The sequence below is a fragment of the Burkholderia sp. AU30198 genome, assembly GCF_020419825.1.
Taxonomy (GTDB): Bacteria; Pseudomonadota; Gammaproteobacteria; order Burkholderiales; family Burkholderiaceae; genus Burkholderia.
In genome coordinates, this window is sequence record NZ_JAIZSA010000025.1 from 71,785 (window position 1) to 96,512 (window position 24,728).

The 24,728-nt window shown below is 62.2% G+C and carries 26 protein-coding genes and 2 pseudogenes; 12 read left to right on the forward strand and 16 right to left on the reverse strand.

Annotated elements, in window-relative coordinates:
• The first annotated feature begins 279 nt into the window (after positions 1 to 279).
• Both LGN19_RS35615 and LGN19_RS35620 read left to right on the forward strand, forming a co-directional pair.
• Positions 280 to 867 (forward strand): YSC84-related protein, encoded by a 588-nt coding sequence (locus tag LGN19_RS35615; protein WP_089448655.1) that lies wholly within the window; start codon positions 280 to 282, stop codon positions 865 to 867.
• A 61-nt stretch (positions 868 to 928) separates the two neighbouring features.
• Positions 929 to 1,075 carry a DUF3096 domain-containing protein gene (locus tag LGN19_RS35620; protein ID WP_006413561.1) on the forward strand — a complete coding sequence of 49 codons (147 nt, stop codon included), beginning with the start codon at positions 929 to 931 and terminating at the stop codon, positions 1,073 to 1,075.
• Here the strand turns inward: LGN19_RS35620 and LGN19_RS35625 are convergent.
• Together LGN19_RS35625 and LGN19_RS35630 are read right to left on the reverse strand one after the other, a co-directional pair.
• Positions 1,035 to 1,376 carry a DUF2252 family protein gene (locus tag LGN19_RS35625; protein ID WP_089448654.1) on the reverse strand — a complete coding sequence of 114 codons (342 nt, stop codon included), beginning with the start codon at positions 1,374 to 1,376 and terminating at the stop codon, positions 1,035 to 1,037. The two genes, LGN19_RS35620 and LGN19_RS35625, sit on opposite strands and share 41 nt — an antisense overlap.
• 43 nt (positions 1,377 to 1,419) lie before the next feature.
• Positions 1,420 to 1,626, reverse strand: a complete 207-nt coding sequence (locus LGN19_RS35630; RefSeq protein ID WP_089448653.1) for a hypothetical protein — start codon at positions 1,624 to 1,626, stop codon at positions 1,420 to 1,422.
• Positions 1,627 to 2,195: 569 nt separating this feature from the next.
• On the opposite strand from LGN19_RS35630, the gene LGN19_RS35635 reads away from it, so the two are divergent.
• A complete protein-coding gene (locus LGN19_RS35635; protein ID WP_089448652.1) occupies positions 2,196 to 2,354 on the forward strand; it encodes a DUF3309 family protein in 159 nt (52 codons plus the stop codon).
• 127 nt (positions 2,355 to 2,481) lie between these two features.
• Here the strand turns inward: LGN19_RS35635 and LGN19_RS35640 are convergent, their stop codons facing one another.
• The gene (locus tag LGN19_RS35640; protein ID WP_089448651.1) at positions 2,482 to 3,771 is read right to left on the reverse strand and encodes a cation:proton antiporter; all 1,290 of its coding nucleotides are present in this window, start codon (positions 3,769 to 3,771) and stop codon (positions 2,482 to 2,484) included.
• Positions 3,772 to 4,154: 383 nt separating this feature from the next.
• Between LGN19_RS35640 and LGN19_RS35645 the strand changes: the two genes are divergently transcribed.
• On the forward strand, positions 4,155 to 4,373 hold the full coding sequence (locus LGN19_RS35645) for a hypothetical protein (protein ID WP_089448720.1): 219 nt from the start codon (positions 4,155 to 4,157) through the stop codon (positions 4,371 to 4,373).
• A 166-nt stretch (positions 4,374 to 4,539) separates the two neighbouring features.
• Entirely contained in the window at positions 4,540 to 6,216 is a 1,677-nt protein-coding gene (pgm, locus tag LGN19_RS35650; protein WP_175223257.1) for a phosphoglucomutase (alpha-D-glucose-1,6-bisphosphate-dependent), read from the forward strand.
• 23 nt (positions 6,217 to 6,239) lie between these two features.
• Here the strand turns inward: pgm and tkt are convergent, their stop codons facing one another.
• From tkt to LGN19_RS35670, 4 genes are all read right to left on the reverse strand, one after another.
• Positions 6,240 to 8,315, reverse strand: coding sequence for a transketolase (tkt, locus tag LGN19_RS35655; protein ID WP_174947601.1), 2,076 nt, complete (start codon positions 8,313 to 8,315; stop codon positions 6,240 to 6,242).
• An 81-nt stretch (positions 8,316 to 8,396) separates the two neighbouring features.
• On the reverse strand, positions 8,397 to 9,182 hold the full coding sequence (locus tag LGN19_RS35660) for a PRC-barrel domain-containing protein (protein WP_175223246.1): 786 nt from the start codon (positions 9,180 to 9,182) through the stop codon (positions 8,397 to 8,399).
• Between the two features lie 350 nt (positions 9,183 to 9,532).
• The gene (locus LGN19_RS35665; protein ID WP_226219821.1) at positions 9,533 to 9,850 is read right to left on the reverse strand and encodes a hypothetical protein; all 318 of its coding nucleotides are present in this window, start codon (positions 9,848 to 9,850) and stop codon (positions 9,533 to 9,535) included.
• Positions 9,851 to 9,929: 79 nt separating this feature from the next.
• Complete coding sequence (locus LGN19_RS35670; protein ID WP_174947607.1) at positions 9,930 to 10,418, reverse strand: Spy/CpxP family protein refolding chaperone; 489 nt, start codon at positions 10,416 to 10,418, stop codon at positions 9,930 to 9,932.
• Between the two features lie 316 nt (positions 10,419 to 10,734).
• Here LGN19_RS35670 and LGN19_RS39985 point away from each other — a divergent pair, with 316 nt between their 5' ends.
• A complete protein-coding gene (locus tag LGN19_RS39985) occupies positions 10,735 to 10,917 on the forward strand; it encodes a hypothetical protein (RefSeq protein WP_012328525.1) in 183 nt (60 codons plus the stop codon).
• A 243-nt stretch (positions 10,918 to 11,160) separates the two neighbouring features.
• On the opposite strand, the gene LGN19_RS35675 is transcribed toward LGN19_RS39985, so the two are convergent.
• The 3 genes from LGN19_RS35675 to LGN19_RS35685 all read right to left on the reverse strand — a co-directional run bounded on the left by LGN19_RS35675 (position 11,161) and on the right by LGN19_RS35685 (position 14,069).
• A complete protein-coding gene (locus LGN19_RS35675; RefSeq protein ID WP_089448650.1) occupies positions 11,161 to 11,880 on the reverse strand; it encodes a Crp/Fnr family transcriptional regulator in 720 nt (239 codons plus the stop codon).
• A 446-nt stretch (positions 11,881 to 12,326) separates the two neighbouring features.
• Complete coding sequence (locus tag LGN19_RS35680) at positions 12,327 to 13,145, reverse strand: PRC-barrel domain-containing protein (RefSeq protein WP_174947608.1); 819 nt, start codon at positions 13,143 to 13,145, stop codon at positions 12,327 to 12,329.
• A 492-nt stretch (positions 13,146 to 13,637) separates the two neighbouring features.
• A complete protein-coding gene (locus tag LGN19_RS35685) occupies positions 13,638 to 14,069 on the reverse strand; it encodes a carboxypeptidase regulatory-like domain-containing protein (protein WP_041491976.1) in 432 nt (143 codons plus the stop codon).
• Positions 14,070 to 14,585: 516 nt separating this feature from the next.
• On the opposite strand from LGN19_RS35685, the gene LGN19_RS35690 reads away from it, so the two are divergent.
• Positions 14,586 to 14,804, forward strand: a complete 219-nt coding sequence (locus LGN19_RS35690) for a hypothetical protein (protein ID WP_012328514.1) — start codon at positions 14,586 to 14,588, stop codon at positions 14,802 to 14,804.
• Positions 14,805 to 15,052: 248 nt separating this feature from the next.
• On the opposite strand, the gene LGN19_RS35695 is transcribed toward LGN19_RS35690, so the two are convergent.
• Together LGN19_RS35695 and LGN19_RS35700 are read right to left on the reverse strand one after the other, a co-directional pair.
• The gene (locus LGN19_RS35695) at positions 15,053 to 15,355 is read right to left on the reverse strand and encodes a hypothetical protein (RefSeq protein WP_175018739.1); all 303 of its coding nucleotides are present in this window, start codon (positions 15,353 to 15,355) and stop codon (positions 15,053 to 15,055) included.
• Positions 15,356 to 15,452: 97 nt separating this feature from the next.
• Positions 15,453 to 16,139 (reverse strand): Crp/Fnr family transcriptional regulator, encoded by a 687-nt coding sequence (locus LGN19_RS35700; RefSeq protein ID WP_041492076.1) that lies wholly within the window; start codon positions 16,137 to 16,139, stop codon positions 15,453 to 15,455.
• A 516-nt stretch (positions 16,140 to 16,655) separates the two neighbouring features.
• Between LGN19_RS35700 and LGN19_RS35705 the strand changes: the two genes are divergently transcribed.
• From LGN19_RS35705 to LGN19_RS35720, 4 genes and pseudogenes are all read left to right on the forward strand, one after another.
• On the forward strand, positions 16,656 to 16,994 hold the full coding sequence (locus LGN19_RS35705) for a hypothetical protein (protein ID WP_012328512.1): 339 nt from the start codon (positions 16,656 to 16,658) through the stop codon (positions 16,992 to 16,994).
• A gap of 419 nt (positions 16,995 to 17,413) precedes the next feature.
• A pseudogene (locus tag LGN19_RS35710) lies at positions 17,414 to 18,279 on the forward strand (cell division protein FtsH); the annotation flags it as partial.
• Positions 18,280 to 18,666: 387 nt separating this feature from the next.
• Positions 18,667 to 19,305: pseudogene (locus LGN19_RS35715) on the forward strand (DUF4158 domain-containing protein); the annotation flags it as partial.
• A 598-nt stretch (positions 19,306 to 19,903) separates the two neighbouring features.
• Positions 19,904 to 20,203 (forward strand): hypothetical protein, encoded by a 300-nt coding sequence (locus LGN19_RS35720; protein ID WP_226219822.1) that lies wholly within the window; start codon positions 19,904 to 19,906, stop codon positions 20,201 to 20,203.
• 210 nt (positions 20,204 to 20,413) lie between these two features.
• On the opposite strand, the gene LGN19_RS35725 is transcribed toward LGN19_RS35720, so the two are convergent.
• The 3 genes from LGN19_RS35725 to LGN19_RS35735 form a co-directional block, all read right to left on the reverse strand.
• On the reverse strand, positions 20,414 to 21,067 hold the full coding sequence (locus LGN19_RS35725; RefSeq protein ID WP_226219823.1) for a DUF998 domain-containing protein: 654 nt from the start codon (positions 21,065 to 21,067) through the stop codon (positions 20,414 to 20,416).
• 90 nt (positions 21,068 to 21,157) lie between these two features.
• Complete coding sequence (locus tag LGN19_RS39990) at positions 21,158 to 21,352, reverse strand: tautomerase family protein (RefSeq protein ID WP_226219824.1); 195 nt, start codon at positions 21,350 to 21,352, stop codon at positions 21,158 to 21,160.
• The gene (locus LGN19_RS35735) at positions 21,333 to 21,752 is read right to left on the reverse strand and encodes a hypothetical protein (RefSeq protein ID WP_226219825.1); all 420 of its coding nucleotides are present in this window, start codon (positions 21,750 to 21,752) and stop codon (positions 21,333 to 21,335) included. Before LGN19_RS35735 ends, LGN19_RS39990 begins: the two co-directional genes overlap by 20 nt.
• Positions 21,753 to 22,371: 619 nt before the next feature.
• Between LGN19_RS35735 and LGN19_RS35740 the strand changes: the two genes are divergently transcribed.
• The gene (locus tag LGN19_RS35740) at positions 22,372 to 23,241 is read left to right on the forward strand and encodes a DUF6402 family protein (protein ID WP_226219826.1); all 870 of its coding nucleotides are present in this window, start codon (positions 22,372 to 22,374) and stop codon (positions 23,239 to 23,241) included.
• 146 nt (positions 23,242 to 23,387) lie between these two features.
• Here the strand turns inward: LGN19_RS35740 and LGN19_RS35745 are convergent, their stop codons facing one another.
• Positions 23,388 to 24,707 carry a helix-turn-helix transcriptional regulator gene (locus LGN19_RS35745; RefSeq protein ID WP_226219827.1) on the reverse strand — a complete coding sequence of 440 codons (1,320 nt, stop codon included), beginning with the start codon at positions 24,705 to 24,707 and terminating at the stop codon, positions 23,388 to 23,390.
• Positions 24,708 to 24,728 lie beyond the last annotated feature (21 nt).

The following is a 24,728-nucleotide window of genomic DNA, read 5'->3' on the forward strand; positions in this document are numbered from 1 at the left end:
AAACCTGGAACCATCGAAGCGTCGTATCGGGCGCTTTACGCGGAACAACCGGGGCGCCCGAAGACACACTGAGCGCAATCGCGATGGAAGTCGGTACGATGCCGTACGCGGATTGCCGCCGGCGCGCCAGCGTATGCATGCGGGCGGCGATTGCATCGATCGCCGCGAAGCCAGGTTGAGAAGGTTGTCTGTTTTTGCATGCTTGGTACGCTTTCGTACCGCATTCGCATTCGCCTGTGTGTAGCGTCAGGGGTATCCACGAACAACCTGGGGTGAATCATGCAGCGACGAACATTTCTATGGGGTACGCCGGGATCGATCCTGGCTATCGGCCTCGCGGTCTCGGGATGCACGACGACCGGTACATCCGACGCCAGTGGTCACCAGACCGACAAACGCCACACCATCGATGCAGGCGTCGACTCGACCCTTGCACGCCTTTACACGACCGCCAAAGGCTCGCGTGAACTCGTCGGCAAGGCGCGCGGCGTGCTGGTATTCCCGTCGGTCATCGCGGCCGGCTTCTTCGTCGGCGGCCAGTACGGCGAAGGCTCGCTGCGCGTTGCCGGCAGCACGGTCGGTTACTACAGCACCACGACCGGCTCGATCGGCCTGCAGATCGGTGCTCAATCGAAAGCCATCATTTTCCTGTTCATGACCGAGGATGCACTTGGTCGCTTCCGTAACAGCGAAGGCTGGTCGGTGGGCGGCGACGCGTCGGTGGCAGTACTGAAAGTCGGCGCGAACGGCAATGTCGACACCAGCACCGCGACCGCGCCGATCGAAGCATTCGTACTGACGAACAACGGATTGATGGCCGGCGTGACGCTGGAAGGCACGAAGGTCACCCGGCTCAAGTCGCTGTAACGAGCGGCGGACGCGGGGCGGCTTGGTCTCCATTGGTTGTTTTCATTCTTGCGGAGGGCGTATGCACATTCTCACGAGCGCGGGCCCACTGGTTTCGCTGATCGCCGGCATTCTGATTCTGGTGGTGCCCCGTCTGTTGAATTACATCGTGGCGATCTACCTCATCGTCATCGGGTTGCTCGGGCTGTTCGGAGGACATCTCCACTGAACCACTGAACCGAGCCTCTCGCGAAAAAGCAGGTGACGAACCTCGCGGGCGGCGCCCGCGATCTCCGACTGTCGACGTGCCCCTGAGCGTTCGCGACGGGGCCCGGATTGCCTGCGTGGCAGTTGCCGCCAATCCGGACCGGGGGTTCTTCCGGTAACGTGCGACGCTCCAGGCTCTCGAGCCATGCGTGGAATCTGACGGTATTGCCCCGGACATAGGCGCGGGCCGACCGCGCCATCTTCACGCTCCGGAGCGCAACGAGGGCACCCTGCCGCCCGTTGACGGGCGTTGGCCGCCGCATCGCACGACCCTGAGCGCGTGGTGACTGAAGCGGGCTGCATGCGCTATCGAGTCGATCGGCATGCCGTTCCCGGACGCCTGCTCGCGTCGGAACGCATTTGCTCCGCGGTGCGCGGTTGCTCGCGCGCGTTCGGGTTCGTCAGCCTCGGCTTTTCGGGGGCAATGGGCATTCCGTCATCGGTCGCGGTATCTTGCGCATATTTCCGATGCTGTTGCGGCGTGCCGCGGGCTTTCCGAGTCAGGTCGTTCATGAGCTTCTCCGGTGAATGCCGCTTCGCATGGATCCGGCCGCTAGAACCGGATCGCGGCGAGTACATCGGCAATGTGTCGGCGCGTTGTGGCGCCGAACGCGTATCGGCATCGGCAGCGCATGCGCGCGTGCCGACCCAGAATGGACGAGCGAACAGCGGAAGTCGGTACGATGCCGTGCAGTGGCGGCTGGCGTCGCTTCGGACCGGCAAGCCGATGATTTGCGCCGATGTCCGCGATAATCCGCACGCGTCCGGTACGTTGCCGGACAGACTCCACGCGCGCGTCCGCCTACATTGATAGCGAAAGAGTCGATGCACGTCCCGAACCGGGTGCATCGAGCACGCGTCCTGCATGAAGGAGCAGGACGACTGACTCCCCGGCTCCTCCGGCATTCGAGATGCGGCACCGCCCATTTCGACGCGACAGGCGGCGAACGGCGCGTGCGCGCGTCGACGTGGAAGCGCACGGGAGCGTATCGACGGACACATCGGTTCGATTGCATTCGATGGCCATCGTTGCGAGCGCACTGCGCCATGACCCGCCGGATGATTGATTGAGGAGAGACGACATGTCACTGGGACTTCTTCTACTGATCGTTGTCGTGCTGCTGATGGTCGGGGTGATCCCGACCTGGCGCTACAGCAACGGCTGGGGGTATGGTCCAAGCGGATTGCTGGGCTTGGTATTGGTCGTGTTACTCATCCTGATGCTGCTGGGCAGGCTGTGACGCGGGACATCATCGACGCTGCAGGTTCATGGGAAGACTGCCGCCCGACACCGCGAGTGTCGGGTGTGGCATCCCGCCGAACCGTTCGACCCGCGTACGCATCGCGCCACCGCGCCCGCGCTGGATCTCACGCATAGCGACGCATGAGCGGCGCGGCTGAAATGCCGTGCAGCACGATCGACATGGCGATGATGGCCAGTACCCATGGAACCAGCGGCAACAGTTGCGCACGCGGCCCTTGCTCGAGGGCCAGCATCAGGTAATACAGGGAACCCACGCCGCGAATGCCGAACCAGCTGATCAGCCGGCGCTGGTGGCGCGACGCCCGGGACCCGATCAGCGCGAGCCGGGTGGCCGCCGGCCGGATGACGAACAGCAGGGTCGCGACCACGGCCGCGCCGGCCCAGGTGAGCATGTCAACCCAATAGCCGGAGACGAGCGCGCCGATCAGCAGGATCAGCACGGCTTCGGCGATGTGTTCGAGCTCGATCGTGAATCCCATGACCGACTCCGCGACGAAGGCATGGGCTTTGTCGGGATCGGTGGCGGTGGCCTCGACATCCTCGCTGTCCACGATGCCGACCGTCTCCTTCGACGTCTTCCGGCCGCTCGTTCGATGCTCGACACGCCGCATCGCGACGCCCGCGGCGAACACGGCCAGGAACCCGTAGCCATGAATGGCGAGCGTCACGCCGTACGACAGCATGATCAGGCCCAGCGCGAAGAACCCTTCGAGGCCGAGCGCCTGTCCGTGGCGGCTGCGCAGGAATGCGACGAGCCGGGCGGTGGCGAAGCCGAGCAGCCAGCCGGCGCCCACGCCGGAGGTGATACCCCATGCAATGCCGCCGAGCATGCTCCAGTGAAGCTCCGACATCGTGCCAGACCCGCACGCAAGCAGGCCGATCACCGCGCAAGGGTAGGCGGTGCCGTCGTTGATCCCGCCTTCGCCGGACAACGAAAAACGCACCAGTTCGACGTCACCCGCGTCGCGCACGCCGACGTCATGAGCGAGCACGGGATCCGTCGGCGCGATCATCGCGCCCAGCAGTACCGCGACGCCGAGACTCAAATGCAGCACCAGCATGCCGAGCGCGGCGATCGACGCGACGGTGAAGATCATCGCGACGACGCCAAGCCGAATCGGCAGCATCCAGCGGCGATCGGCGGGCGGGACACGCAGCCTCAGGCCGATCGCGAACAGCGAGATCAGCAAGCCGATTTCGGCCGCGATGCGCAAGTGCGTGACGTCGTCCGGCAATGTCAGCGACAGGAAGCCGAGGCCGGCCGGTCCGATCAGAAAGCCGATCCCGAGATACACCATGGCCGCGCTCAGCGGCAGACGCTTGAGCGACGACCCGATGAGTCCCATGAAAATCAGCAGGGCTCCGAAGATGAGGCATCCGATGGTTTCGGTCACTTTGAATGTCCTGCGTGGGTAACGTCGCGCTCGCCGCGCGTCGAGCGTCGAACGCAGGTCGCCATGCGGTGTCGTTCAGGCGGCACGCGGCACGCGCGGGACGGCACACACCGGACTGGGCGTCGATGCCTTGCATTCGTCGCACAATATCGCTCCGGTTGTACCACGTTCGCAGCGAGTCGGTCCGGCGTCTGTCCGATGGCGGACAAAGAACCGGGCGCAACCGTCGCAACTATCGCGATCGAAATGACGCGTGGCTGCTGCTGACGCGGCCGGGACGACGCGCCCGAACCGGCATGCACGCGATGTACGGTAGCGGGCAGAGTGGTGCAGTGCTTCGTCATAGACTGTTCGCCGATCCTCATGACAATCGGAGCGTGACCATGGCGCATACCGCAATAGAGGGAGATCTGCGTTCACTCGAACGACTCATTGCACGCGTCACGCTCGGTGAGCCTGCGCCATGGGCCCTCTGGCGCATTCGGCTGGAATCGATTCTGGAGCATGGCCGTTTGGCACCCTCGGAACGCATGCATCTCGTCAGCATCATCGCCCTTCTCCTCATGCTCGAGCGTCGAGCGGGCAAGCTGGCCGCGCATTGAGCACGGCCGCCGCGTCGCGCGTTCGAGGGGGGCGCGGCGGCGCCCGCCATCCGCCGGGCGCGTGGCGGTAGTCATGGCTCGCGCTCGAACGAGAATGGCGGCTGGGTCCCAGACAGGAGGCATGTTGAATCCCGCTACATCCGACCCGCCGGGCGCGCCGGCCGCGATGCCCGTCAGTCCGCTGGCAGGCCGGCTCGCGCCTTACGCGCTGTGGATCGACGTTCCCCGCCTCGTGACCGCGTACTACACCGATATGCCGGACCCGGCAGTCCCGGCGCAACGCGTGACGTTCGGCACGTCGGGACACCGGGGTTCCGCGTTGACCCGCAGCTTCAACGAGTGGCATGTCCTCGCGATCACGCAGGCGATCTGCCGGTATCGACGTTCGCACGGCATCCACGGTCCGGTGTTTGTCGGCATCGATACGCATGCGCTTTCCGAACCGGCGCAGGCGAGCGTGCTTGAAGTGCTGGCTGCCAATGGCGTCGAGGTCATGCTGGCGCCGCCGGGTGAATACACGCCCACGCCGGCCGTTTCGCGCGCGATCCTGACGTACAACCGGGGACGCAATGCCGGGTTCGCCGACGGCATCGTCGTGACGCCGTCGCACAATCCGCCGGACAACGGCGGCATCAAGTACAACCAGGCGACCGGCGGCCCGGCCGGGGAAGCCGTCACCCGATGGATCGAAGCGGCCGCGAACGATCTGCTCGAAGCGCGGCTCGCGGGGGTGAGCCGCGTCTCGTTGTCGACGGCATCGAATGCCGCCACGACGCACCGGTACGACTTCCTCGCGGCGTATGTCGACGACCTGGCCAGCGTCATCGACATGGACATCCTGCGCGGCGCGCCGATCCGGCTCGGCGTCGATCCGCTCGGCGGCGCCGGCGTGCACTACTGGGGTGCGATTGCCGAGCGTTACCAACTGAATCTCGCGATCGTCAGCGAGGAAGTCGATCCGACTTTTCGCTTCATGAGCGTCGACTGGGACGGGCGTATCCGCATGGATCCGTCGTCGCCGTATGCGATGCAGAGCCTGATCGCGCGGAAAGACCAATTCGATGTCGCGTTCGCGTGCGATACCGACCACGACCGGCACGGGATCGTCACACGCAGCGACGGTTTGCTGCCGCCCAATCACTATCTCGCGGTGCTTGTCGACTATCTGCTCGCGCATCGGCCGAAATGGCCCGCTCGCGCGGCGGTCGGCAAGTCGGTCGTCTGCAGCGAGATGATCGATCGTGTCGCCCGCGCACGCGATCGCGCAATCTACGAAGTGCCCGTCGGCTTCAAGTGGTTCGTCGGCGGATTGCTCGACGGCACGCTGGGGTTCGCCGGCGAGGAGAGCGCGGGGGCCACGTGCCTGCAGCTCGACGGGCAACCCTGGACGACCGACAAGGACGGCATCGTTCCCGCGTTGCTGTCGGCCGAAATCACGATCCGAACCGGCCGCGATCCGGCGGAGCATTACCGCGACCTGGCGCACCGCTTCGGCGCGCCCGCCGAACGGAGGGTACAGGCCGCAGCCACACCTGAGCAGCGCGCGCTGCTGGCGCGGCTAACGCCGCATCAGTTCACGCACACCGAACTGGCGGGAGAGGCGATCGTCCGGATACTCGATCGGGCGCCGGGCAATCGGGCCGCGATCGGGGGCATCAAGGTGATGACGGAGCACGGCTGGTTTGCCGCGCGGCCGTCAGGTACCGAAGATCTCTACCGGATCTATGCGGAAAGCTTCAACGGAGAGGATCACGTGGCGCGCATCGTGTCCGATGCGCAGTCGATGGTCGACGCGGTGCTCGAAGTAGGCACGCGCGATGCCGGTGGCGGCTCGAACGCCTGATACGCGCATGGGCCGCCCAACGGTCACACGAGCAGTTTCAGTGCGCGGTCGCAGACGTTCTCGACCGTGAACCCGAAATCGCGCATCAGCTCGGCGCCCGGCGCCGACGCGCCGAAACCCGCAATGCCGAGTACGTCGCCACGATCGCCGACATAGCGGTGCCAGCCTTGCGACACGCCCGCTTCGATCGCCAGCCGCGCACCGACCGACTTCGGCAGCACGGCGTCCTGATACGACTGGGGCTGAGCGTCGAACAATCTCCAGCAGGGCAGCGACACCACCCGAACCGCCACGCCGCGCGCGAGCAACTCGGCGTGCGCTGCCAGCGCGAGCCCGACTTCCGAGCCTGTCGCGATCAGGATCAGCGCGGGGCGACCGTCGGGGGCATCGGCGAGCACGTAGCCGCCGCGCCGCAAGCCCTCTGCCGGCGCGAACCGGAGGCGATCGATGGTCGGCACGTCCTGGCGGGTCAGGATCAGCGCGGTCGGCCGTTCTCGCGCTTCGAGCGCCACGCGCCACGCGACGGCCGTTTCGTTGGCATCGGCCGGTCGAATCACCAGCAGGCCCGGGACCGCGCGCAGGCCGGCAAGCTGTTCCATCGGCTGATGCGTCGCACCGTCCTCGCCGACGGCGAGGCTGTCGTGCGTGAACACGTAGATCACCTGCAGACGCATCAATGCGGCGAGCCGGATCGGTGGACGCATGTAGTCGGAAAAGATCAGGAAGGTCGCACCGAACGGCAGGATGCCGCCGTGGGCCGCCAGGCCGTTCAGGATCGCGCCCATTGCATGCTCGCGCACGCCGAAATGCAGATTGCGGCCGCTGCGGCTCCAGCCGCCGCCGTCGGAACCTTGCCGGTCGAGCGCGTTCATGCCGGCGGCCTCGAAATCGCCGTGCCCGGTCAGCGCGGTGAAGGTGGAGGGATTCAGATCGGCGGAGCCGCCGATGAGCGACGGGACGCGGGGGGCGAGGGCGTTCAGCACCTTGCCGGATGCGACCCGCGTCGCCATGCCTTTCGGATCGGCCGGAAAGACCGGGATATCGCGGTCCCAACTGTCGGGCAGCGCGCCGCGCACCGAGCTCAGCAGCATCTCCGCCAGCTCGGGAAACACGCGCGCATAGGCTGCGAACAAGGTGTTCCAGTGCGCTTCCCGTATTTGCCCCTCCGCCAGCGCCCGGCGAAAATGCGCGAGCGCCGGTGCGGGGATATGAAACGCGGGATCGGGCGGCCAGCCGAGGTTGTGCTTGGTCAGGCGCACCTCGGCATTGCCGAGCGGCGATCCGTGAGCCTGGTAGGTGTCTTGCCGGTTGGGCGAGCCGTAGCCGAGATGTGTGCGCACGAGGATCAACGACGGACGCCGCTGCTCGGCACGTGCGGCGAGCAGCGCCGCGTCGATGGCGGCAAGGTCGTTGCCGTCGTCGACCGTTTCCGTATGCCAGCCGTAGGCGTCGAACCGTTGCGCGCGATCTTCGGTGAACGTGATCGCGGTGCCGGCGGATAGCGTGACGCGATTGTCGTCGTACAGGCAGATCAGCTTGCCGAGCCGGAGATGGCCGGCAAGCGATGCGGCTTCCGCCGCGACGCCTTCCATCAGGTCGCCGTCGCTGACGAGTGCATAGGTGTGGTGATCCACGATCTCGAAACCGGGGCGGTTGTAGCACGCGGCGAGCCGCGTTTCCGCCATCGCCATGCCGACGGCGTTGGCGAGGCCCTGGCCGAGCGGGCCGGTGGTCGTCTCGACGCCCGGCGTGAGGCCACGCTCCGGATGGCCGGGCGTGAGGCTGCCCGATTGCCGGAAGCGGACGATCTGATCGAGCGGCAGGTCGTAACCGGTGAGGTGAAGCAGGCTGTACAGCAGCATCGAACCATGTCCGGCCGACAGGATGAAGCGATCGCGATCGAGCCACGCCGGATTGGCGGGGTGATGCTTGAGATGGCGCATCCATAGCGCATAGGCCATCGGTGCGGCGCCGAGCGGCAAGCCTGGATGTCCGCTCGCTGCTTTCTGCACGGCATCGATCGACAGGAAGCGCAGCGTATTGATGCAGAGCGCATCGAGTGCCGAACCTTCGGTTGGCGGGAAATCGGTTGAGGTCATGCAGCTGCTCCCTGGCGTCCTGTCACGCGATATCCCGCATGGAAGGGTGGTTGCGTTGGCTACCCGTTGCGCGGGTCAGCGTTATCGGTCTCCGTGCCAATAGCCGTGCTTGCCGTAGAACTCGTGCAACTCGATCTCGTAGCTGCGATGAACGAGCTGCGAGTCGTCGTATGGCGGGCTCTGGCGGATCGCGGCGCGCGTGAGCGTGGTCGATACCGTTTCCGTGGGCCAGTCCACCTGGTCGAGCCAGTGAGTCGCGATCAGCACTTCCTTGCCGGTCGACCACCAGCTCGACGTGTCGATTGCCAGATAGCGGATCACCCAGGCTTCATCGTCGTAAATGAAGTCGGACACGTGACCGATATGTCCGTCCTTGGCTTCGAGCCGATATCCGTCGACCTCGCCGGTGCTGCGCAGATGCGTATCCGCCGCTGTGCCGGCCGGCGCGGTGTGCGGGAGAAGCGGATCGCCCGCGTCGGCGTCCTGCGACGGCCCGGCGGGATCGAAAGCAGGGTATGCGCCCATTCCCCAAAGGTTCGGGCCACCCCAGTAGGTCGGGTAGTTGTAGTAACGCAGGTACTCGATCTCGTGCTGGCGCGATACCGGCTTGTGGGTGTCCACATTCGGACTGTCCCTCACCTGCTGTTGCGTGAGGCTGACGTATAGCGTGCGGGTCTCGGGATCGGCACGCGTGACGGAATATGGCGAGACCAGCACTTGCCTGTCGTGCAGCCAGTCGCCCGTCTCGACGACGAGGTAACGGATGCACCAGTTGCCATCGTCGAAGTTGGCCTGGTGGATGTGGCCGATATCGCCGTCCTTCGCTCGAACCGTGTCTCCGTGCAACCTTCGAATGCTTCGCAACATGATGTCCTCGCCAGAGCGATGCCCGGCACGTCGGTGATCCGGCTGGCCTGGCCGCCGTGCGGTGGTATCCAGCCGTTCGTCCGCCGATGCGGAGCAATTCCTGCCGATCGCATCCCCTCGGATGGCCGGCATGGTTGAAACGCTACACGCGCCGAATGGCCGATGCGGTACGAAACCGTACAAAGCATGCAGCCGCTCGAGCACGGGGGTGATCCATCCGGCGGCGGGCCGTCCTTCCCGATATGTCGCGGAACATTCTCTCGGTCTTCGTCGTCAGGATCGCGAAGCAGTTAGGATCAACACGTCGACGGGCTGCCGGGCGACCGAGGCTGCCGGATTCGGTTCGTGTCTCAGCGCAGCCGCAGCGGCATGAACAGCGAGATGCCCAGTGCCGGTACCGGCGCGTAAACCATCGAAGGCGCGCCATACGCATACTCCTCGTCGCCGTCATCACCGTCGTGGCCACCGTTCCGGTAATGGCCGTAGTGACGACCATCCTGATGTGTCATGCGCGCGTGATTGCCCTGGTCCAAACCGTGATTCATTCTCTCCGCATGCAACGGCGGTGCGGCGAAAAGGCAGCCGATCGCGACTATCAGGCCGACGAGTCGCATGCCCGATCTCGGCGCCATTGTGGTTCGACGTGCATGTCCGATAGAAACGTCCATCATGTTCTCCTGTGTACGAATCCGGAATCCGCTGGTCAGTGACTGCCATCGACAGCCGGTATCGGCGGACGGTCCGGAACTATTGTTTCTTGATCAGGTGGTGGTCGTTGCCACGGAAAATCGCATCCGCATTCTGCTTTTGCGTATTGGACATGCTGTCGTACAGCGGCTGAAATGCCGTGGTCAGCTTTTTGACGCCATCGGCGTGCACGTTGGCGACATCGCCATAGGAGTGGAGATCGTCCATCGCGCTCATGCTGCTCGCATGATCGCTACGGATCTTCCTGAGCGTCTCCATCGCTTTCGCGTTGTCCCGCATCACCTGCGCGACTGGCTGCCACAGGGATTCCTGGCCGGGTGTGATGCCAAGTCGCTGGTGCAGGCTGTTGATGCGCCCGTCGACCGACTTTTGGGCGGCCACGGTCATGACGTGGGGCGGTGACCGGTCCGGTGCGGGTCCGGCGGCCTTCGAGAGTTGGGGGGAGACGACAGCGCCGAAGGCGACTGTCGCCGCCAGGGAGAACGCGTAGGCAATCTTTCGGGGGGCGGCGAGAAGAGCGGGTGTCATGGCGGATCCTGATGAATTTTCTGAAGGAGTCGACGTACCGCGACTCACTCGGTCGACGGAAAATTCGGCCCGGTAGCTTAGCTATACGCGGGACGCGTGGCTCAGTCTGTCCGATGCCGGACGGTTTGCCGGTGCGCGTGGCTCGTCTCCCGATGCGCGGCGCTTCGCGGTGGCTCGCGATCCGCATCCAGCGGCATTTTCAAATCGGGCCTATGCTGGCGTCGTAATCGGCGGGATTCCACGCTGACTGGCCGTCGATACGCCGGTCAGTCGAAGCGGCCAGCCTCGTCCGACACTCAGCGCCACGGAGGCGGTTATGCGCAGCAGGTATCGAGAGCAGCATACGAACGGCGGCAAGAGCGAACGCAATGTCGACGAGGCAGTCGAGGGGACATTCCCCGCCAGCGATCCGCCGTCGATCGGCGGTGTCACCAGGATGATTTCCCGCCCGGCCCATCGAAAGCATCACCGGAAGGTGTCGCACGTCAAGCACCGTTAGCGCGGGTTGCACGGCGCGGCGTGGGTCAGTGCCCTGCGTGACCGCGATCCATCGAGTCGTCGCCGGTATTCAGCGATATCGCTGATCGCGGAAGTAACGATCGTGGCGATGGCGCGCCGATGTTCCCGGTGTACAGGGTAGCCGGATGAGACGATGTCACGGAGATATCGGGTCGCTTCCACGCCTTCGCGTGGCGCCAGGGGCAGGTGCGGGAAAGGCCGGTACGATGCGGCGCAGTAGCGGCTAGAGTCGCTTCAGATCGGGAAGCAGGCGATCGAATTCGCGTTTGACCACGCTGTAGCATTCGCACACGCGCTTTTCGAGCCCGGGGCGATCCAGCACCTCGATATGGCCGTAGTTGTAGCGGATGAGGCCCGCGTCCTGCAGCTTCAGGGCCGCTTCCGTCACGCCCGACCTGCGCACGCCCAGCATGTTGGCGATCAGTTCCTGCGTCATGCGCAGCTGGTTCGAAGGCAGGCGGTCGAGGCTGAGCAGCAGCCAGCGGCAAAGTTGCTGGTCGATCGAGTGATGCCGGTTGCACACCGCGGTCTGGGCCATCTGCGTGATGAGCGCCTGGGTATAGCGCAACAACAGGCGCTGCATCGCATTGCCGCGCCGGAATTCTTCTTTCAGGATGCGCGCGTCAAGCCGGTAGGCCTGCCCCGCGCTTTGCACGACGGCGCGGCTCGGCGTCGTTTCGCCGCCCATGAACAGCGACACGCCGATCATGCCCTCATGGCCGACGATCGCGATTTCAGCGGACGAGCCATCCTCCATCACATACAGCAGCGACACGATCGACGTGGTCGGAAAATAGACGTGATGCATCTGGCCGCCCGACTCGTACAGCACGTTTCCCAACGGCATGTCGACAAGGGTCAGGTGGGGGGCGAGGTAAGCGCGTTCGTTTTCCGGCAGTGCGGCAAGCAGGTGATTTTCGGTAATGGGCGGGTTGTCCAGCATGCGTGGCTCCTGCGCTCGCGCCCGGCAGATGATGGAGAATCCGGCCGATATGGGCGCAGCGGGAATCAGCGGGACGAGACAACCATCATACTTTACCGATCCCACGACCGGACGGGCTGGCGGCGCCAATGCGTCCCTTTTTCGATGAGTTCGGAATGACCGTTCGAATACGGATCTGCCTTCAAAAATTATAGTGTCGGCACATGTCTCATCAAGGTGCGCGCAATCACGCGCGCTCGATATGGAACCGATATTTCACTGCGCGGTTGACGGAAAATTCCCGGCCTTAAACGCGTGATGCAACGGCAGGCGCGGATTGACCCGTTCGATGAATTGCGCGGCCGAGATGACGGGCATGAACGCGGACACGTAACTTTTCCGATACGAACCGATAAAGCGTTCGGCATGGACGAGCCCGAGTGCCGCAGGGGATCATGCTGGCGGCATCAAAGCGTCTCGTGGGCAGTGGACGATTCGGCATTCAGCCAGTAGCCATGCTTGCCGTAAAACAGATGCAGCGCAATCTCGTCGCTTCGGTAGACGGGCTGCGAATCGTCGTATTCGGGACTCCGGCGAATCGAGTCGCGGTTGAGTGCAGTGGATACCGTTTCCGTGGCCCAGTTCACCCGGTCGAGCCAGTGCGTCGCGATCAGGAATTCCTTGTTGGTCAACCACCAGTTCCGCGTACTGATTGCGAGGTAGCGGATCACCCAGGCTTCATCGTCGTAGACGAAGTCAGACACGTGGCCGATGCGTCCGGCCGTGGCTTCGAGCCGATAGCCCCTGACGCTGCTGGTGCCGTGCAGATGCGTATCCGTCGGCGCATCGGCCGGCACATCGGCGGGCATTGTGAGGGGAGGGAGCGGATTACCGGCCTCGAGTTCTCGCGACAGGGTGCCAGAACGGGACGTAGGGCATGCATCCATGCCCCACCGGTTCGGGCCATCCCAGTAGCGCGGATAATGGTAGTAGCTCAGGTATTCGATCTCGTGTTGGCGGGATACCGGGTTGTGTGTGTCCAGATCCGGGCTGTCTCCCACTTGCTGGCGCGTGAGGTCGACATGCAGCGTGCTGGACCGGGAGTCGGTATGCTTGATGCAGTAGGGCGAGATGAGCACCTGCCTCTCGTGCAGCCAGTCCTCCGTCTTGACGACGAGGTAACGGATGCACCAGTCGTTGTCAAAGTAGGCTTGGTTGACGTGTCCGATGTCGCCGTCCTTTGCGCGGACCGCACTTCCGTGCAATGCCTTGGTGCTTCGTAACATGATGTTCTCTTCAGATCGATGCGCGGCATGCCGATGATCCGGCGGAATCGCGTGCCGTGCGGTGGCGTCCAGTCACTCGCCCGTGGACGAAGGGCGATTCGTGCCGATCCCGCTCATTCATGCGGTTCGCAGTCTGGCGCGGCGTCGTGACGAATATCCGGCATGCTTTACACGGTACCGGCAATGAACGATCGACGCGGTACGTAAGCGTACGGAGTGCGCGCCAATCAATTCAGGTCTGGGTGTCGAACCGACTCGAATGGAAAGGTCGAAGCGTTTCAAGCGCGGGCGCGTGACGCGGACGCGATGTGAAGCCGACGATGCAGGCATTCGACGATGCGGATTGTTTGCCGTGGCGCACTCGCAGTGCGGATTGCCGCTTCATCGGCGATTACAACGGGGCGCCGTGCCGGGCGGATAAATGTGGCCGTACCGGCTCAAGATGCCGTTTTACCGACAGCCGCCTGTGTGAAGACGAGCGGGTTCCGATGCCTACGTGAACCAGATGAATGTATGACGCGCATGATGGGATGCCGAAATGTCCACGATGTATCGTTCGGATCGGCCGTTGTAGCTGGCGTTGATTACATAACGTCCGTTTTTCAGATTGGCCAGCATGAACGGGCCATCGGACGGCGTCTCCAGAACCGTATTTCCTTTCATATCCGTGATGGTCACCCGGACGTCGGACAAATATTCGTTCGCGCCTCGGGTGCGGCGCACGAAGGTGAGCACGAGCGCATAGTCGCGCATGACGCCCTTGATGGCGATCGATTGATCAAGTCCAATGCCGCCTGACAAATAGGTAACCTGATCGGCATGCTGCATCGGGGGGAGGTCGCCGTCGGCCGCTGCTGGGGCGATTCCGGCTAATGTGGGGCCGAGAATGAGCGCGAGCATTAATAAGGGTGCAGGTGTTTTCATCAGGGATCTCCTGGAGGATTCGGCAGGGAGTCTAGGTGTGGCGGACGGTCTGACTGACAGAGCCGGCCCGCCTCTCACCAATGCGGTTATTCGTGCCGCATGTCTGTTCGGTGCCGAACGCTTGCTTTTCATCCGATTGCGCGCCGCCTGTTGTAGAAGGACTCGTTCGCCTGCTCTGCGGAGGGTTCGCTTCGGGTACCGTCGCGCGAAGAGGGTTGCCGTTACGCCATGTGTTTCGGCTCCGACCGACAATCGATTGAAAGCCGCTCCCAAGATAAGCCATGGCCGCATCGACGGCAGGCGTGCATGGACGGCGACATGGCGGTCGAACCGTTTTGCTGCGAGTCCTCTCCGTTCGGGGGCTGGCATGGCACCGCATTCGACTGTTGCATCCAGCCACCCGCGCGCATCTGAAGCGTATGGAGAAATGCGTGCCCAATGTACGGTAGAGGGTAGAGCGATGCGATCCGGTGCCATAAGCTGTTCTTCGATCCAGGTGACGAACGGAGTGTTTCCATGGGCAACACGGAAATCGAGAGAGACCTGTGTTCTCTTGAGCGGCTCATCGCGCGCGTCACGCTCGGCGAGCCGGCTCCATTGGCCACCTGGAAAGCGCGGCTGGAATCGATCCTGGAGCGCGACGGCTTGGTTCCGGAGGAGCGCGCGCATCTCGTCAGCCTCATCGCGGTCCTTCTCATGCTGGAGCGTCGAGCGAGCAAGGCCACCGCACATTGAGCGCCTCTGGCGGGCCGGCTGATGCTGGTGTGACAAGCCGCTTCGCTGCGTAGCGGGTTGGTATGGTTGCGCAGGGCATTGGTGTCGGCAATTCGCGTGCTGCGCCGATATGCAGGGCCCGGCAGTCCCGCCGCCTGGCATGGGTAACCGATGCCAAGATCGACGCGCCACCCGCTGGCGCGATCAGGCCGACGCAGTGCTCGAACTGGTGCCGCGCATCGAGTCAGCCTCGCATATGCCACGGCGTTTCAGGTGCGCCGCGAATCGATGGCGCCACAACCCGACGAGAATTCGAAAAAGCCGAGATTGCCGACGGCGCGCACGGAGTTCTTCTCGAGGATCGTCCCGGACCTGCAATCGAGCAGCGGCGACAGGCCGCGGCACGCGAGCGTGCGCAACCACGATTCGCGCGGCGTCGATTGACGTTGTACCGATGCAGACGTAAGGCGGATGCGCGATGCGATCTTCGGCCGGCTCACGGCAACGCAGCAGGCCGTTGCTGGCATGCTGTCCACGCGGACGATTGGGAGAGGGCGGAGGGAGGCGGGCAAGCAAATTGACTCATGAAGAGCGACGATCGGACCTTGCCGGCCAATCGTGTGGAGCCCATGCAATGTCAATGGCAGGGCGATTCGGGCTCGAGCCTGTCTACTTGGCCAACAACAGCCTGTCGCTTTCCTTCTTGACCACCATGTAGCATTCGCACACGCGCCGCTCGAGGGCATTGCGGTCGACGACTTCGATCAGCCCGCGCGAATACCGGATAATGCCCTCTTCCTGCAACCGCTTCGCGGTTTCAGTTACGCTGGCCCTGCGCACGCCGAGCATGTCGGCAATCAGTTCCTGCGTCATCCTTACGTTATGCGAATCCAGGCGGTCGAGACTCAGCAGCAGCCACCGGCAGAATTGTTGCGCGATGGAGTGGTGACGGTTGCAGACGGCCGTCTGTGCCATCTGGGTGATAAGCGCCTGCGTGTAGCGTAGGAAGAGGCGCTGCAACGCGCCACCGCGCGCGAATTCTTCCTTGACGACCTTTCCGCTGAGGCGAAAGGCTTCGCCCGCGCTCTGGACGATGGCCCGGTTCGGCATTGTTTCGCCGCCCATGAACAACGCGACGCCCAGCAATCCGTCGCGCCCGACTACGGCAATCTCCGCGGAAGAGCCGTTTTCCATGACATACAGCATCGAAATGATCGCGGTCGTGGGCAGATAGACATGGCTCAGGTGATCGCCTGATTCGTACACGACATGCCCGAGCGGTAGCGTAACCCACGACAAATGCGGCTCGATGCGCTTGAGCTCGTCCCGCGGTAGTTCGGTAAGCAGATCGTTCATGGCCGCGGCAGAATGGGTCGAGTCCTCGGGCTCCACTGATGCGACGGCCGCACCCGATCTGACTCTGTCGATGCGCGCGAGGAGCCTTGCATGCTGCGCCGCCTGGGCCTCCCGGTTTTTCTCGGGGAGCAAGCTCGACAGCGACGTGCGCAGCGTGTCGTGGCCCAATGCATCCAGGATCTTGATCTTGGTCAGAATGCCGAGATCACTCTTGCCGTTGCGCCATGCCGAGATTTGCGCGCGCGTAAGCCCCAGGCTGTCGGCCAGTTGCGCGTCGCTGCCGAACTGCCCTTCACGCTTCAGTTCATCGAACAGCTCACTCCAATCAAATCGCATGGTTTGATAGCCAGGTTTGTTGTCAAATGGATTTGACAACAAACCGGACCAATGAAAGAATACGGTGAGAGTTGGCATGTCAAATCCAAATGACACTTATAGCATAGGCGCCTTCCGTCGTGAAATAGCGTCCGTGCTCCGGGCATTCACGCCGCGCTCGTGCATTTCACGAGACCCTGCATGAGTGATCACCCGTCCTACATCCGTCTCCCCCTCTCGTTGTCCGACAGTGCTCTCGTCGTTGTGCCGCCCTCGTTGGACGATGACGAATTTGCTGCTCATCAGGTCGAGTTCATCAAGTGCGTCTTCAGCTACAGCGCCTATCTGCGCGAGCGTGAACGCGAAACGCCCGTCTCCGACTCCTTCCTCATTGCATTCGTGAGCCTTTTCGAGGCGATTGATGCGAATGCGCCCGAGGACGCACGTCGATGCGCGCTGCAACTGCAGCAAATTCTCCGCATGCTCGTCACGGGGCCCGACGGCATTTCGCCGGAACCAAGCATACCGCCCGCATTCTAGATGGCCGGCCCGGCCCCGCTGCCGTGTGCCGCGAACAAGGTCGTACGCTTGGCGCGGTAGCGGACAGAAGGATCGTTCACACGACACTAGACTTCGTATGCACTCAGACGGATCGATTGGCATGCCGATCGACGACTAGGTCCGGCCTCGAAGGTTGGCATGAGAGATTGCATGGGAGCGCGTCGACATGAATACCGAAGCACCGGCTGCCCGTTTGGCCCAGCGACGGGGGATGCGGAGGGAGGAGGGGCATGCACCATTGCCGACGCCCGTGTTGGGGGCGAAGATCTGCATGCTATTTTCAATCGACGCTTGAGACCACGACAACGCCGCAAAAGGCGATTGGCGGCCGCATCCCGCGATGTGAACGCATCACGGCTGCTCCCTGATGGGTATGCCAGCGTACCGATTCCCGGACTGTTGCCGCGGCCAACCGGCCCGAGATCCTCGACCTGGCGCTGCTGCGGCCGGGCCGCTTTGACCGTCACATCGCGATCGACCGGCCGGACCTGACCGGACGAAAACAGATCCTCGCCGTGCATACGAAACGTGTGGAGCTTGCGCAGGAGGTCGATCTTGCCGAACTGGCGTCGCGCAAGCCCTGTTTCGTCGGTGCGGATCTCGCAAACGTGGTCAACGATGCCACGCTGCACGCGGCCGAACTCGGCAAGCCTGCAATAGGCATGGCCGATTTCGCCGGGGTGATCGACCGCGCGATGACGGGCATCGAGCACAGGAGCCGCGTGATGAACGAGCAGGAGAAGCGTATCATCGCGCATCACGAATCCGGGCATGCGCTCGTGGCACAAAGCCGCGCACACTGCGATCCCGTGAAGGAGGTATCCATCATTCCGCGCGGCGTCGCGACGCTCGGCTATACGCAGCAGGTCCCGACCGAGGACCGCTACGTGCTGCGCAGATCGGCCTATCGACGTTCGACGATGACGCGCCACAGGCCGGCCCGCCGGACTTGTGGATGCTGGGTAACGGGCGTTGCAGCGAACATACAGCGGATGATCAACGACGAGGTGCGCGCGCTGCTCGCCGATGCGCATACGCGTGTCGCGTCAACGCTCGGCAAGCAGCATGACTCGCTCGAGCAGATTGCCCGATGCTTGCTGGAACAGGAGAGTCGATCGATCACGACACGCTGGCGGCCCAGATTGCGCCGTCGGCCGATGCCGATGCCGATCTGGCGACGTGGGCGGAGGCGACGGCGCGTGTTCCGGTACAGCGCATCGTGTCGTTCTACGGGCGACGCGCACGGCTCGGTGAGCGCAGGTGATGATCCACTGATTCGTCGAACACCGCGATTGACTCAAGACGCCAAATTAACGAGAGACGACGCAGACTCTGTTAATTGGCAGAGGGGTGTCACAATGGCCACCCGAATCTACCGCGCTGCTAATTGTATCTTGATATTTGACATAAGGTGAATCTAGCGATTTTTTGGGGTCGCAAGATAATTCTAGGCCGAGCAAGCTCCTTGCTTATGTACGCCACCTAGTCTCAAAGACGACAGCTCGCGCAGCGTGAGCGCATCGGCTCGTTTTCGTTCCGACACCATTCTTAGGCGATCGACACCTGCAGCCGCCATCCCGACTTTCCCCGTAGCACCTCATTTTTTACCTCGCTACGCTGGGCCGCTCTCGTCATCGATGCGGAGTGGCTGATGGACCACTGGCGATTGGCTTATCTCGGGATCCGGCAGGTGCCGCGCGAGCTGAGCGAGTTCGAGCTCGCCACATTCTTCACGTTCTCCAAGCGCGAGCGTGTTGCCATTGATTCACGACGCACCGATCTCTTTAGGCTCGCAGTCGCGTTGCACATCGGTTTTCTTCGCATGACCGGTCGGCCGCTCGGCTCGTACAAGCAGATTCCCACGGTTCTCTGGCGACATCTTGGACGACAGCTGAATGTGAAGCCGCCAGACCTTGGCACGTTACGTTCACTTTACGATGGCAACCTCAAGACCTTATCCGACCACCAGCGCTTTGCTCGGGATGCCATCAATTTTCGAGCCGTCGCGGAGCATCAACGTCGGTATGTCATCCGTTGGCTCAAAGAACAACTCACCGGTCGCCCCGAACGCGGCCAGTTGACGAACGATCTCAAACGTTGGTTCTACGACCATCGCATCGTGATACCACCGGAGCGCATGCTCAGGCAGTTTGTCGTCCAGGCCGTACGCGACATTGAGGGGCAACTGCATGGCGCGCTCGAGTCTGCCGTCGGTATGGAAAAACTCGAGAGTTGGGCGCGAGTACTGGCGCAGCCCCATGGAGAACATTCAAGTCTCCAGCGGTGGCTGAAGGACGGACGGAACAAGGTGCTGGTTCCCACGCCGAAAGCGCGAGCGTACGCCCGCGCCCTGCCCTCCGACCTGATCAAGCCGGACTTCACCGCGTGGCTCGAGGACAAGCTCGGCGAAGTCGCCGAAGGAACGCTGTCAAAGTCGGACTTCGACACGTACGGGCGCCGATTTGTGCAACGGCTCGTAGCCGGTATGAAGGACGGATCGGTGGCAAACGCAATGCCGATGCCAAAGGACCTTCCCCCGGCCGTCGTCGTGAAGCGCGGCCGCAGCAGTACCAAGTCTGCGGCACCGCGCAAGCCTCGCGCGAAGCCCGCATCCGGGACGCCGGCGGCGTCCGCCGGAAAGACGTCATCGCATCCGAGCGCCAATACCGGCCGACCCGCCGCTAACGCGTCGGCCGCCCCCGCCCCGCGCGGTAGCGCATTCTCCCTTGCAGCCCCGAAGGGCGCGACGCCGGCTTCGCAACCAAGCACCGCGCCGGCGGCGCGGCCGGCCAAACCCGCTGGCAATCCGTTCAATCTGAAGAAATGACGCCATTCGTCGCCGCGCCCTTCATTTTCTAGTGCTCTGCCCTTCCATCTAGGAGATCAAGATGAACTCAAATGTTCAGCGGTACCGGAATCAATTGTTGGTCGCGCGAATCCTCGCCGGACGCTACTCGCTCGAGCTGATCGTCAAGGAAGCTGCCTCCACCGCTTCGACCAACGGTCAGCGCATCATCTACCCAGCCGCCTGGATGCTGGTCGACAACGACGATGTTGCTACAGTCATGGATGGCATCATCGATCACGAAGCAGCAGGACATCCGCCGTTAATATGCGATGAATTATCGCATCACAGAGTACGCTTTCCTGTCGTCAGCCTTTCAGGCCAACGGCGTAATTGTGGGTAGCAGAATCGTCATGGCGGCGACGAGACATGACGATTGAAGGATCGCTTCGGGGCGATGCCTATGTCCGTTGTGGGTCGATCTGGAGCGGTCGTTCGCGCAACTTGACGAACTGGGAGGCTCACGCGATGGAACCGATGGACCAATCCGAGTGTGGCTACACAAAGCCCCCTCGCCGGCCGGCAATTGGTGCACCGCAACCGATGAAGTATTTCAAGCGTTCTGTCGTGTACAGCGCGAGCACAGTGTCGCAGCCAGAACGCCGACCCACGCGATCGACACACCGTAGTTGATGCGCTGATACAACCCGAAAGGACCTCCAGTCCCTGCGGCCTGTACCATCAGCGGCAACGTCGCGAGGCAGACGAGCGTCGTGACGGCCGAAAGCGCACTGAGCCACCCCAGACCGAGCACGCGCTTTCCCAACACAGTCCACAGGACATTGGCCCCCAGCAACGACAGCGCCATGACGAGGCCGGCCAGATTGTGGATCCGTTGGGATGACGAAGCGGCGTCGAGCCGGCAGCCGACGTCGCAGCTCCATGTTCCCGTCGCGACATTCGCCAAGCCGTGAACGACCAGCAAGACGGCGCTCGTCCGGGCGAGTCGACTCTCCGGAAAGGTTTGCCATACGGCGCATCCGAAGGCAACAAACCAGAACGCCAAGGGGAAGTTGTTGATCAACGGTGACCACTGATGCGTGGGAGCGCCAACGGCACCGAGTTCGCTCATCGCTTGCCTGATGTGACTGTAGCCAGGGTAGAAGTGCGCTACGAGGGTCACCCCCATCGCCAGCCAGAGCGGTGCCAACATGCCTGAGAAATAACCGAAACGGGTCCAGCGGGATTGCAAACGAACTGCTGTCATTTCAACTCTCGATAAGTCAACGCTCGTGGGATAGGGTGCTTCCTCCCATCGAATAATGGACCGGTGCCGTTCAGGGCCGGTCAGGGAAACTCAAGCCTCGCTTGGCGGCGCAAGGAACTTCCCGCCGATAGCCCACTCCGAAGCCGGCACCTCCAGGTACTCGACGTGGATGCTTTCGAGTGTGCATCCGCGGTGCATCATCATGGCTTGGGTAATCGCATCGGTCACCTCCTGTTTTTGGGAGCGCGTGCACCCTGACGACATCTCAACGCGAATCACGGGCATCGATGTCTCTCCTTAGCATGGTTGGAATGAAGGGGAATATGGGGGGCGTGCGGCGGTATGCCGTGACCGCGAGACTGCCGGTGTTGCCCAGCGCCTGAAGCGCGTCACGCGAGATATCGCGCGCGATGGCGTGTCCAGAAGGCGGCACGCGCAGGCGATGGGTGGGCACCTTGCCGGTGAAGAAGTCGCGACCGTCGAGCAGGCACTCGCCACTGAACGAACTCAGCATCAGCGAGATGACGTGTGTGTTGGCCAGCAAAGGCGTCTCGTAGGCGCGATCGCCCGGGCGTGAACGGCACAACCAACGAGCACCGCAAACCGGACTGCCCGCCAGCTTCAGGACAGAAGTCGGCCGGATATTCCAGGCATCGGCAATGGCGTCGATTATGTGCTGCCGCATACGTACTCTTCCTCAGGAACGGGGGGATCGAGTGGCGACGCCCTGCCGGCTACTATAGCGTCGTTCGGACGAAAGCCATCCCATGACTGGTAGTTAGGGAGGCGTTTGGGTGATCGCTTCGGGTCGTTCAGAGTCGTTCGCGTCGTCCCAGAACCGCCATTTTCGGTCGTGTGCAGATCGTGACGTCCGAATGAGCCAGCGAGTTAAGCGTTCTTATCACGATGGCGCGATTGCACGCTCAAACTCAGATTTCGCACAACGCGCGACCGCGACTGCCAGCGTTCTGCTCGGGGCGTTGACACTGGTCTTCACGACGCCACGCTTGGTGGACAACTTGAATTCGGTCTACGCACGTCGACCTATCTGCACGGCGATGAGGTCCAACGGGCCCGACAGTTCGATCAGGCGTTCGGCGGGCCTGAGCACTCGTGACGATCACGCACGATTGCCTGCGAAAAAGGTCCACCTTTACTTCTCGAATGAACTTAGACCATTGATTTTCAATAATAAAATTTCACGCGCGCTGAGCAAATTCGTGAAAAATCGCCCGAATTCAAACTTTACTTCGGCTGACGCCGAGCATAATGGCATTTTCTCAATAATCGCTTCCTAAGCATCTATGCCAGACGTCAAAAAAATTCCTTACTATCAGCTGGAATCCGGGATTTTATATTCCAGCAAGCGGTGGAAATGCTACTCTGGCGTAGTCGGATGCGTTCCCATCGACACGCAGCAAAAGATCTCGTTCGATAGACTTGCGCCGAACGAGCCGCCGCCACCGCCACCAACCAAGGCAGCCGCTCCTCTCGCGCCGCAGAAGCCGCCGGCCCCTGCTCCAGCACCGGCCAAGTCACCCGCCAAGCCACAACCGAGCGATAAGCCTCAAGATGCCGAGCAAGCCGATAAGCTGCCCGAGTTCGATCTGCAGGACATTCCCAAAGCGATGGACAAGATGGGCTGGCCGATCTCGGCCAAGCTTGCGCGAGAGTGGTTTGCAAGCCCTAAGCACGTCTATAACGACCAGCTCAATTCGGTGCAGCCGATCGACGACAGGACAGTCACTCTGGAATGGGCGTTACGGTTTGGCGGAGCACTTGAGCGGTTCAATCAACTCGTCCGGCAAGCGATTTACACTCCGAATGCTGCTGCATCTTCGTCCACACATTTACCGAAACGTAAGCCGTCAATAAACGACGCCCTACCAATGGTAGGCAGCAGGTCTGATGCTAAGTGTCCGCGTGGACACATGCACTCAGACCGTGATGACAGAAAAACAGGACCTTCCGTCCTCGTCGAGCTGGTGAAACAAAAGATGATCAGGGCGGCAACCACGCCAAGCGAACATCATTTCGACTACTACGAGCGCCTCGCTCCCGGCGACAGAATGAATGTCTCGGATTTTTGGGCGTCGAAACCGACGTTCGATGCGGACTACGCGAAGACGCTGTCCTGTCAACGTGATCTCGGCTTCGCCGCGCGACGCAAGTAGATCCGGAAGGAAAATCGAGCACGCGAGCCGCGTAGAAGAATGTGGCAGGTGCTCGAAATCAGCATCTTAGAAGCGGCTCAAGAGTCCGGTGTGCTACGCCGGCACCCGCGACGCCGTGATTCCACCCAATCAAGGCTCCGGAATACTCACTTTCTTTCATGGTTGATTCTCATCCTGCGTGGTGTGACACCATAATACTTTTTCATCGTCGAGGTCAGGTAGCTTTGCGTACCGAACCCGCACTCGAGCGCGATCGAGATAATGCTATTCGAAGTATGGCAGAGCAAGTGCCGCGCCCGCTCCAGCCGTCGCTCGATAACGTATTGCATTGGTGTCCGCGAGAATGATTCCTTGAATGCCGTAATGGTTGTTTGCTCGGTCATTTCGAGGTGACGAGCAAGGTCACTCAAGCTGATGCTCTTACCCAGCGATGCATCAATATACTCATTGATCGCCTGCTCGCACATTGCATCACGCGCCACGGAGGCACGGGAAATCACATCTTCCACATTCGGATTTCGCCGATAGGTAGCACCGGGTGACTCCCCAAAACATCGGATATAGTCAAAAATAAAACGCTCGGAGAGGGAAAATCCGTATACATGAAGCGTCTCGATAAAGCCCATGCCGTCTTCCTTTAACAGCGCACGATTCACACAATCCAGCCGAGCCTCATGGAAGATCTCTATCGCACTTCGTCCGGTCAGACGTTTGATCCCTTTTTCCAGCCCGTCTGTCGCGCATGCCAGTTCGTGCGCGACCATGCCTAGCGTTCGCCACTGCAAGGGGTCCGTCGCGATCATGTTGAGCGCGGAACGCACGAGTTGCTCGTTGACGTATCGATCGCTGGAAAGAATCTCGCTGTAGTTGCTGGCATGCCCCGTCAGCACCATCTTCAACATGTGCTCGATCAGTGCTTGAGCGGCGATACCCGGAACAGGATCCATCAACATCATCTGCTGCAGGCAATCGGTCGCGGCATTCCATTGCACTGCCGTTTCTTTCGACAACGGCCGAGGATCGAACGCAAGCGGCATGACGACGGGGCGTCCGATCCACTGCGCGACGAAGCTGGTAAGCGTTGCCGCGTCGATGATGACCGACGTTCGGTCGCCGCTTTCCTGCTTGTTCACCAATGCCGATTTCCCCGATATCGAGATCGGCATGACATCGTTTGCCCCGCACTGGACGCTTTTCCCCTGGCTTGAGAAAGTCGGTCCAGCCTGCTTGCAGTGCATGAATAAATAGTTGCTCCGCGAGTCCTCCCACGAGAGCGAAAATGGTTTTTCCTGGATGACATCGTAGATGGCCACCCCGTCCCACGCCGATCCGATCACGGCGCAGCTACTGCCGGAAGCGCTAAGTGGGGTAAATTGGTTGTCCGCGTATCCGCTTTTAATAAACGATGCAATTTCGCCTGCATCGTCGCTGTCCAGGCGACTCTTTACAATTTGATGACCTGCCATGATTCGATCCTTCGTTAGATG

Bases quoted from the DNA above. Each gene is read 5' to 3' on its own strand.
- LGN19_RS35615 (WP_089448655.1), top strand. From the start codon at position 280: ATGCAGCGACGAACATTTCTATGGGGTACGCCGGGATCGATCCTGGCT.
- LGN19_RS35620 (WP_006413561.1), top strand. From the start codon at position 929: ATGCACATTCTCACGAGCGCGGGCCCACTGGTTTCGCTGATCGCCGGC.
- LGN19_RS35625 (WP_089448654.1), bottom strand. From the start codon at position 1,376: ATGCGGCGGCCAACGCCCGTCAACGGGCGGCAGGGTGCCCTCGTTGCG.
- LGN19_RS35630 (WP_089448653.1), bottom strand. From the start codon at position 1,626: ATGAACGACCTGACTCGGAAAGCCCGCGGCACGCCGCAACAGCATCGG.
- LGN19_RS35635 (WP_089448652.1), top strand. From the start codon at position 2,196: ATGTCACTGGGACTTCTTCTACTGATCGTTGTCGTGCTGCTGATGGTC.
- LGN19_RS35645 (WP_089448720.1), top strand. From the start codon at position 4,155: ATGGCGCATACCGCAATAGAGGGAGATCTGCGTTCACTCGAACGACTC.
- pgm (WP_175223257.1), top strand. From the start codon at position 4,540: ATGCCCGTCAGTCCGCTGGCAGGCCGGCTCGCGCCTTACGCGCTGTGG.
- tkt (WP_174947601.1), bottom strand. From the start codon at position 8,315: ATGACCTCAACCGATTTCCCGCCAACCGAAGGTTCGGCACTCGATGCG.
- LGN19_RS35660 (WP_175223246.1), bottom strand. From the start codon at position 9,182: ATGTTGCGAAGCATTCGAAGGTTGCACGGAGACACGGTTCGAGCGAAG.
- LGN19_RS35665 (WP_226219821.1), bottom strand. From the start codon at position 9,850: ATGGACGTTTCTATCGGACATGCACGTCGAACCACAATGGCGCCGAGA.
- LGN19_RS35670 (WP_174947607.1), bottom strand. From the start codon at position 10,418: ATGACACCCGCTCTTCTCGCCGCCCCCCGAAAGATTGCCTACGCGTTC.
- LGN19_RS39985 (WP_012328525.1), top strand. From the start codon at position 10,735: ATGCGCAGCAGGTATCGAGAGCAGCATACGAACGGCGGCAAGAGCGAA.
- LGN19_RS35675 (WP_089448650.1), bottom strand. From the start codon at position 11,880: ATGCTGGACAACCCGCCCATTACCGAAAATCACCTGCTTGCCGCACTG.
- LGN19_RS35680 (WP_174947608.1), bottom strand. From the start codon at position 13,145: ATGTTACGAAGCACCAAGGCATTGCACGGAAGTGCGGTCCGCGCAAAG.
- LGN19_RS35685 (WP_041491976.1), bottom strand. From the start codon at position 14,069: ATGAAAACACCTGCACCCTTATTAATGCTCGCGCTCATTCTCGGCCCC.
- LGN19_RS35690 (WP_012328514.1), top strand. From the start codon at position 14,586: ATGGGCAACACGGAAATCGAGAGAGACCTGTGTTCTCTTGAGCGGCTC.
- LGN19_RS35700 (WP_041492076.1), bottom strand. From the start codon at position 16,139: ATGAACGATCTGCTTACCGAACTACCGCGGGACGAGCTCAAGCGCATC.
- LGN19_RS35705 (WP_012328512.1), top strand. From the start codon at position 16,656: ATGAGTGATCACCCGTCCTACATCCGTCTCCCCCTCTCGTTGTCCGAC.
- LGN19_RS35720 (WP_226219822.1), top strand. From the start codon at position 19,904: ATGAACTCAAATGTTCAGCGGTACCGGAATCAATTGTTGGTCGCGCGA.
- LGN19_RS35725 (WP_226219823.1), bottom strand. From the start codon at position 21,067: ATGACAGCAGTTCGTTTGCAATCCCGCTGGACCCGTTTCGGTTATTTC.
- LGN19_RS39990 (WP_226219824.1), bottom strand. From the start codon at position 21,352: ATGCCCGTGATTCGCGTTGAGATGTCGTCAGGGTGCACGCGCTCCCAA.
- LGN19_RS35735 (WP_226219825.1), bottom strand. From the start codon at position 21,752: ATGCGGCAGCACATAATCGACGCCATTGCCGATGCCTGGAATATCCGG.
- LGN19_RS35740 (WP_226219826.1), top strand. From the start codon at position 22,372: ATGCCAGACGTCAAAAAAATTCCTTACTATCAGCTGGAATCCGGGATT.
- LGN19_RS35745 (WP_226219827.1), bottom strand. From the start codon at position 24,707: ATGGCAGGTCATCAAATTGTAAAGAGTCGCCTGGACAGCGACGATGCA.